Here is a 2,483-nt window from a genome sequence, read left to right on the forward strand (position 1 = left end):
GCCTCGGCCGCCGCTCAGCCACGTCCACAGCAAAAGCGCCGCAAGAGTGGCCAGCCGGAAAACGAGATCGGCAAGCTGTTCGTGCTGGACACGAACGTGCTGATGCACGATCCGTCATCGCTTTTCCGCTTCGAGGAACACGACGTCTATCTCCCCATGATGACGCTCGAGGAACTCGACGACCACAAGAAGGGCATGTCGGAAGTGGCGCGCAATGCACGCCAGGTCAGCCGCACGCTCGATGCGCTGGTCGCGCACGTGGGCGAGATGTCGGCGGGACTACCGCTGTCTGCGCTGGGCAATCGCGACGCCACGGGCCGCCTGTATTTCCAGACCAAGCTCACGGATATCGAACCGGTCGAAGGTCTGCCGGTCGGCAAGGCGGACAACCAGATTCTCGGCGTCGTGCGTGCGCTGCAAAAGGAACGCACGGATCGCCAGGTCGTGCTGGTGTCCAAAGACATCAACATGCGCATCAAGGCACATGCGCTGGGACTGCCGGCTGAAGATTATTTCAACGATCAGGTGCTGGAAGACAAGGACCTGCTCTATTCAGGCGTTCGCGCGCTGCCCTCGGATTTCTGGACGAAGCACGCGAAGGGCATGGAAAGCTGGCAGGACACCAAGACAGGCACGACGTATTACCGCGTGACCGGTCCGCAGTGCGCGTCAATGCTGGTGAACGAATTCGTCTATTTCGAGCCGCAGAACGGTGAACCGTCGTTCTATGGCATCGTTCGCGAGCTGAACGGCAAGACCGCGCTGCTGCAAACGCTGCGCGACTACAGCCATCACAAGAACAACGTGTGGGGCATCACATCGCGTAATCGTGAGCAGAATTTTGCGTTGAACCTGCTCATGAACCCGGACGTGGATTTTGTCACGCTGCTGGGTCAGGCCGGAACGGGTAAAACCTTGATGGCGCTGGCCGCCGGGCTCGCGCAAGTGCTCGACGACAAGCGTTATAACGAGATCATCGTTACGCGGGCGACCGTTCCGGTCGGCGAGGACATCGGTTTCCTGCCAGGCACCGAGGAAGAAAAGATGCAGCCGTGGATGGGCGCATTCGACGACAACCTCGAAGTCCTGCAGAAAACTGACGATGCAGCAGGCGAATGGGGCCGTGCGGCCACGCAGGAACTGATCCGTTCGCGCCTGAAGGTGAAGAGCATGAACTTCATGCGCGGCAGGACGTTCGTGGACAAGTACGTGATCATCGACGAGGCGCAGAACCTGACGCCCAAGCAGATGAAAACGCTGGTCACGCGAGCGGGTCCTGGCACGAAGATCGTGTGTCTTGGCAATATCGCGCAGATCGACACGCCGTACCTGACGGAAGGCAGTTCAGGGCTGACGTACGTGGTCGACCGGTTCAAAGGCTGGACGCATAGCGGGCACGTTACGCTCGCGCGCGGCGAACGCTCGCGGCTGGCAGATTACGCGTCGGAAATTCTTTAAGATCCTGGCTGTCTGGAAAGCCCGGCAAGCATCGCTTGCCGGGCTTTTTTCATGCCTGTTCACGGGGGATTTTTAACTGAAAACGCGTTCCCCGGAAACAACACTTACAGCGCAAACCTAAAGTGAAATATCAAGATAGCTTGCTGGCGCCCCGGCGCGCGGCTAGTATCGGCTCATTCCAGTCTTGGCGATGTTTTGCTCGCCCACAAAAATGCGTCGAACCGGGTTGCTGCTGCTTGTCACCGTCTTTGTTGCAGCGTGCTCAAGCGCGCCGCAACGGGTGTCGCGCGCGCCGGGCGGCTCGAACACGACTGCCGCAAACCGCACTTTCGCCACGCCCTCGGGCTTCCCGAACTTTGTCGACCATAGCGTCGGGCGAGAGGAAATTTCCATCCAGGCGATGTCGCTCGTCGGCGTGCCGTATCGATGGGGCGGGAATACGCCGGAAGCGGGTTTCGACTGCAGCGGGCTTGTGCGCTATGTCGTGGATCGAGCGGCATCGGTGAATTTGCCGCGAACGACGGCCGATATGAGCGTGCGCGGCGAAACGATCGAACCGGATCAGGTCGCGCCCGGCGACCTGATTTTCTTCAACACGACCGGCCGGCCGCACTCGCACGTCGGCATTTACGTGGGCAAACTGCGCTTCGTCAACGCGCCATCGACAGGTGGAACCGTGCGGCTCGATTACTTGACGAATCCCTATTGGGCCAAGCGTTTCGACGGAATCAGACGCGTCGCCGCGCCGACCTCCGGTCCGTTCGACTCGCCTACTTATCTCGCGTCGCCGGCCAAGGCGCCTGATGATGCCGGCAGTGTCCGGCCGCAGATCGCTGCGGTATCGAGTCAATCCGCGCCGCCGCCCCAAACGGTCGCGACGGCGCAACGACAATCCGTAGCCGCAGGCGCGGTGTCGGGCCTTTCGGTTCCTGTTGGAGCCGTTCAATCTTCCGTCGATCCATTCGAACCGCCGCCATCGTCGATGCCCGCGGCGCAACGCCAGGCGCAAGCGGCCGGCGCGATGT

Annotated in this window: 2 protein-coding genes; both read left to right on the forward strand. The window is 61.0% G+C overall.

Features of this window, described 5'->3' with window-relative positions; all coding sequences use genetic code 11:
• The coding region (locus tag WCA53_RS14815) for a PhoH family protein (protein WP_423911519.1) at positions 1–1,458 on the forward strand (1,458 nt) is incomplete at its 5' end.
• A gap of 211 nt (positions 1,459–1,669) precedes the next feature.
• The coding region (locus WCA53_RS14820; protein WP_423911522.1) for an NlpC/P60 family protein at positions 1,670–2,483 on the forward strand (814 nt) is incomplete at its 3' end.

The organism is Caballeronia sp., from assembly GCF_049581465.1.
GTDB lineage: Bacteria > Pseudomonadota > Gammaproteobacteria > Burkholderiales > Burkholderiaceae > Caballeronia.